10 protein-coding genes are annotated in these 3,857 nt (G+C 47.6%); all 10 read left to right on the top strand.

From position 1 onward, the window contains the following. A partial coding sequence (gene bet / locus ACTHSL_RS12245) for a phage recombination protein Bet (protein ID WP_440381608.1) occupies positions 1 to 567 on the top strand: 567 nt, incomplete at its 5' end. After that, complete coding sequence (locus ACTHSL_RS12240) at positions 564 to 1,244, top strand: lambda exonuclease family protein (RefSeq protein ID WP_440381607.1); 681 nt, start codon at positions 564 to 566, stop codon at positions 1,242 to 1,244. The genes bet and ACTHSL_RS12240, both read left to right, overlap by 4 nt. Beyond that, positions 1,235 to 1,423 (top strand): DUF1317 domain-containing protein, encoded by a 189-nt coding sequence (locus ACTHSL_RS12235; protein ID WP_440381606.1) that lies wholly within the window; start codon positions 1,235 to 1,237, stop codon positions 1,421 to 1,423. The genes ACTHSL_RS12240 and ACTHSL_RS12235 overlap by 10 nt, the downstream gene beginning before the upstream one ends. Continuing rightward, the gene (locus tag ACTHSL_RS12230; protein ID WP_015979260.1) at positions 1,396 to 1,587 is read left to right on the top strand and encodes a DUF1382 family protein; all 192 of its coding nucleotides are present in this window, start codon (positions 1,396 to 1,398) and stop codon (positions 1,585 to 1,587) included. The genes ACTHSL_RS12235 and ACTHSL_RS12230 overlap by 28 nt, the downstream gene beginning before the upstream one ends. Positions 1,588 to 1,978: 391 nt before the next feature. Continuing rightward, a complete protein-coding gene (locus ACTHSL_RS12225) occupies positions 1,979 to 2,200 on the top strand; it encodes a TraR/DksA family transcriptional regulator (RefSeq protein WP_000763367.1) in 222 nt (73 codons plus the stop codon). After that, complete coding sequence (locus ACTHSL_RS12220) at positions 2,197 to 2,745, top strand: ead/Ea22-like family protein (RefSeq protein WP_001289873.1); 549 nt, start codon at positions 2,197 to 2,199, stop codon at positions 2,743 to 2,745. Before ACTHSL_RS12225 ends, ACTHSL_RS12220 begins: the two co-directional genes overlap by 4 nt. A 191-nt stretch (positions 2,746 to 2,936) precedes the next feature. Beyond that, positions 2,937 to 3,218: a hypothetical protein gene (locus ACTHSL_RS12215; protein WP_000026224.1), complete on the top strand. Its 282-nt coding sequence runs from the start codon at positions 2,937 to 2,939 to the stop codon at positions 3,216 to 3,218. Positions 3,219 to 3,306: 88 nt separating this feature from the next. After that, positions 3,307 to 3,474 (top strand): hypothetical protein, encoded by a 168-nt coding sequence (locus ACTHSL_RS12210; RefSeq protein ID WP_000545733.1) that lies wholly within the window; start codon positions 3,307 to 3,309, stop codon positions 3,472 to 3,474. Positions 3,475 to 3,513: 39 nt separating this feature from the next. Then, positions 3,514 to 3,732, top strand: a complete 219-nt coding sequence (locus ACTHSL_RS12205; RefSeq protein ID WP_002414258.1) for an excisionase — start codon at positions 3,514 to 3,516, stop codon at positions 3,730 to 3,732. Continuing rightward, the coding region (locus ACTHSL_RS12200; RefSeq protein ID WP_175429548.1) for a phage integrase Arm DNA-binding domain-containing protein at positions 3,710 to 3,857 on the top strand (148 nt) is incomplete at its 3' end. The genes ACTHSL_RS12205 and ACTHSL_RS12200, both read left to right, overlap by 23 nt.

Below are 3,857 nucleotides of genomic sequence, written 5' to 3'. Positions count from 1 at the left end.
GTTCCGGTGGTGGGCGTTGATGGCTGGTCCCGCATCATCAATGAAAACCAGCAGTTTGATGGCATGGACTTTGAGCAGGACAATGAATCCTGTACATGCCGGATTTACCGCAAGGACCGTAATCATCCGATCTGCGTTACCGAATGGATGGATGAATGCCGCCGCGAACCATTCAAAACTCGCGAAGGCAGAGAAATCACGGGGCCGTGGCAGTCGCATCCCAAACGGATGTTACGTCATAAAGCCATGATTCAGTGTGCCCGTCTGGCCTTCGGATTTGCTGGTATCTATGACAAGGATGAAGCCGAGCGCATTGTCGAAAATACTGCATACACTGCAGAACGTCAGCCGGAACGCGACATCACTCCGGTTAACGATGAAACCATGCAGGAGATTAACACTCTGCTGATCGCCCTGGATAAAACATGGGATGACGACTTATTGCCGCTCTGTTCCCAGATATTTCGCCGCGACATTCGTGCATCGTCAGAACTGACACAGGCCGAAGCAGTAAAAGCTCTTGGATTCCTGAAACAGAAAGCCGCAGAGCAGAAGGTGGCAGCATGACACCGGACATTATCCTGCAGCGTACCGGGATCGATGTGAGAGCTGTCGAACAGGGGGATGATGCGTGGCACAAATTACGGCTCGGCGTCATCACCGCTTCAGAAGTTCACAACGTGATAGCAAAACCCCGCTCCGGAAAGAAGTGGCCTGACATGAAAATGTCCTACTTCCACACCCTGCTTGCTGAGGTTTGCACCGGTGTGGCTCCGGAAGTTAACGCTAAAGCACTGGCCTGGGGAAAACAGTACGAGAACGACGCCAGAACCCTGTTTGAATTCACTTCCGGCGTGAATGTTACTGAATCCCCGATCATCTATCGCGACGAAAGTATGCGTACCGCCTGCTCTCCCGATGGTTTATGCAGTGACGGCAACGGCCTTGAACTGAAATGCCCGTTTACCTCCCGGGATTTCATGAAGTTCCGGCTCGGTGGTTTCGAGGCCATAAAGTCAGCTTACATGGCCCAGGTGCAGTACAGCATGTGGGTGACGCGAAAAAATGCCTGGTACTTTGCCAACTATGACCCGCGTATGAAGCGTGAAGGCCTGCATTATGTCGTGATTGAGCGGGATGAAAAGTACATGGCGAGTTTTGACGAGATCGTGCCGGAGTTCATCGAAAAAATGGACGAGGCACTGGCTGAAATTGGTTTTGTATTTGGGGATCAATGGCGATGACGAATCCTCACGATAATATCGGGGTAGGCGCAATCACTTTCGTCTACTCCGTTACAAAGCGAGGCTGGGTATTTCCCGGCCTTTCTGTTATCCGAAATCCACTGAAAGCACAGCGGCTGGCTGAGGAGATAAATAATAAACGAGGGGCTGTATGCACAAAGCATCTTCTGTTGAGTTAAGAACGAGTATCGAGATGGCACATAGCCTTGCTCAAATTGGAATCAGGTTTGTGCCAATACCAGTAGAAACAGACGAAGAATTTCATACGTTAGCCGCATCCCTTTCACAAAAGCTGGAAATGATGGTGGCGAAAGCAGAAGCAGATGAGAGAAACCAGGTATGACAACCACGGAATGCATTTTTCTGGCAGCGGGCTTCATATTCTGTGTGCTTATGCTTGCCGACATGGGACTTGTTCAATGACACCTCAGCAGGAAAACGCCCTTCGCAGCATTGCCCGTCAGGCTAATTCTGAAATCAAAAAAAGCCAGACAGCAGTTTCCGGATAAAAACGTCGATGACATTTGCCGTAGCGTACTGAAGAAGCACCGCGAAACGGTAACGCTGATGGGATTCACACCGACTCATTTAAGCCTGGCAATCGGCATGTTAAACGGCGTCTTTAAGGAACGATGAACATGAAAAGCAAAATCATCAGGGAGCTACAGGCTCCTTTTTTATTATTCGCATTCACCCTCAAGCGTATTAACCAACAGTTCAGGGATTAATGAAAGATGGCAGACATCATTGATTCAGCATCAGAAATAGAAGAATTACAGCGCAACACAGCAATAAAAATGCGCCGCCTGAACCACCAGGCTATATCTGCCACTCATTGTTGTGAGTGTGGCGATCCGATAGATGAACGAAGACGCCTGGTCGTTCAGGGTTGTCGGACTTGTGCAAGTTGCCAGGAGGATCTGGAACTTATCAGTAAACAGAGAGGTTCGAAGTGAGCGAAATTAACTCTCAGGCACTGCGTGAAGCGGCAGAGCAGGCAATGCATGACGACTGGGGATTTGACGCAGACCTTTTCCATGAATTGGTAACACCATCGATTGTGCTGGAACTGCTGGATGAACGGGAAAGAAACCAGCAATACATCAAACGCCGCGACCAGGAGAACGAGGATATTGCGCTAACAGTAGGGAAACTGCGTGTTGAGCTTGAAACAGCAAAATCAAAACTCAACGAGCAGCGTGAGTATTACGAAGGTGTTATCTCGGATGGGAGTAAGCGTATTGCTAAACTGGAAAGCAACGAAGTCCGTGAAGACGGAAACCAGTTTCTTGTTGTTCGCCATCCTGGGAAGACTCCTGTTATCAAGCACTGCACTGGTGACCTGGAAGAGTTTCTGCGGCAGTTAATCGAACAAGACCCGTTAGTAACTATCGACATCATTACGCATCGCTATTACGGGGTTGGAGGTCAATGGGTTCAGGATGCAGGTGAGTATCTGCATATGATGTCTGACGCTGGCATTCGCATCAAAGGAGAGTGAGATCGGTTTTGTAAAAGATAACGCTTGTGAAAATGCTGAATTTCGCGTCGTCTTCACAGCGATGCCAGAGTCTGTAGTGTCAGATGATGACCGTACTCAAACATCGGGTTGAGTATTATCTTACTGTTTCTTTACATAAACATTGCTGATACCGTTTAGCTGAAACGACATACATTGCAAGGAGTTTATAAATGAGTATCAATGAGTTAGAGTCTGAGCAAAAAGATTGGGCGTTATCAATGTTGTGCAGATCCGGTGTCTTGTCTCCATGCAGACATCACGAAGGTGTTTATGTAGATGAAGGTATAGATATAGAGTCGGCATACAAATATTCCATGAAGGTTTATAAGTCTAATGAAGACAAATCCCCATTCTGCAATGTGCGAGAAATGACTGATACCGTGCAAAATTATTATCACGAGTACGGTGGAAACGATACTTGCCCTCTCTGTACAAAACATATAGATGATTAAACCCAATATTACATAACAATCCTCGCACTCGCGGGGATTTATTTTATCTGAACTCGCTACGGCGGGTTTTGTTTTATGGAGATGATAAATGCACTTCCGAGTCACAGGAGAATGGAATGGAGAGCCATTCAACAGAGTTATCGAAGCGGAGAACATCAACGACTGCTACGACCACTGGATGATATGGGCGCAGATAGCACATGCAGACGTAACCAATATTCGAATTGAAGAACTGAAAGAACACCAAGCCGCCTGATGGCGGTTTTTTCTTGCGTGTAATTGCGGAGACTTTGCGATGTACTTGACACTTCAGGAGTGGAACGCACGCCAGCGACGTCCAAGAAGCCTTGAAACAGTTCGTCGATGGGTTCGGGAATGCAGGATATTCCCACCTCCGGTTAAGGATGGAAGAGAGTATCTGTTCCACGAATCAGCGGTAAAGGTTGACTTAAATCGACCAGTAACAGGTGGCCTTTTGAAGAGGATCAGAAATGGGAAGAAGGCGAAGTCATGAGCGCCGGGATTTACCCCCTAACCTTTATATAAGAAACAATGGATATTACTGCTACAGGGACCCAAGGACGGGTAAAGAGTTTGGATTAGGCAGAGACAGGCGAATCGCAATCACTGAAGCTATAC

The organism is Neisseria sp. P0008.S010, from assembly GCF_051962715.1.
GTDB classification, from domain to species: domain Bacteria; phylum Pseudomonadota; class Gammaproteobacteria; order Burkholderiales; family Neisseriaceae; genus Neisseria; species Neisseria elongata.
Note: the sequence above shows the minus strand (reverse complement) of the source record. Positions and strands in the feature narration are given on the sequence as shown.

Bases quoted from the DNA above. Each gene is read 5' to 3' on its own strand.
- ACTHSL_RS12240 (WP_440381607.1), top strand. From the start codon at position 564: ATGACACCGGACATTATCCTGCAGCGTACCGGGATCGATGTGAGAGCT.
- ACTHSL_RS12235 (WP_440381606.1), top strand. From the start codon at position 1,235: ATGGCGATGACGAATCCTCACGATAATATCGGGGTAGGCGCAATCACT.
- ACTHSL_RS12230 (WP_015979260.1), top strand. From the start codon at position 1,396: ATGCACAAAGCATCTTCTGTTGAGTTAAGAACGAGTATCGAGATGGCA.
- ACTHSL_RS12225 (WP_000763367.1), top strand. From the start codon at position 1,979: ATGGCAGACATCATTGATTCAGCATCAGAAATAGAAGAATTACAGCGC.
- ACTHSL_RS12215 (WP_000026224.1), top strand. From the start codon at position 2,937: ATGAGTATCAATGAGTTAGAGTCTGAGCAAAAAGATTGGGCGTTATCA.
- ACTHSL_RS12210 (WP_000545733.1), top strand. From the start codon at position 3,307: ATGCACTTCCGAGTCACAGGAGAATGGAATGGAGAGCCATTCAACAGA.
- ACTHSL_RS12205 (WP_002414258.1), top strand. From the start codon at position 3,514: ATGTACTTGACACTTCAGGAGTGGAACGCACGCCAGCGACGTCCAAGA.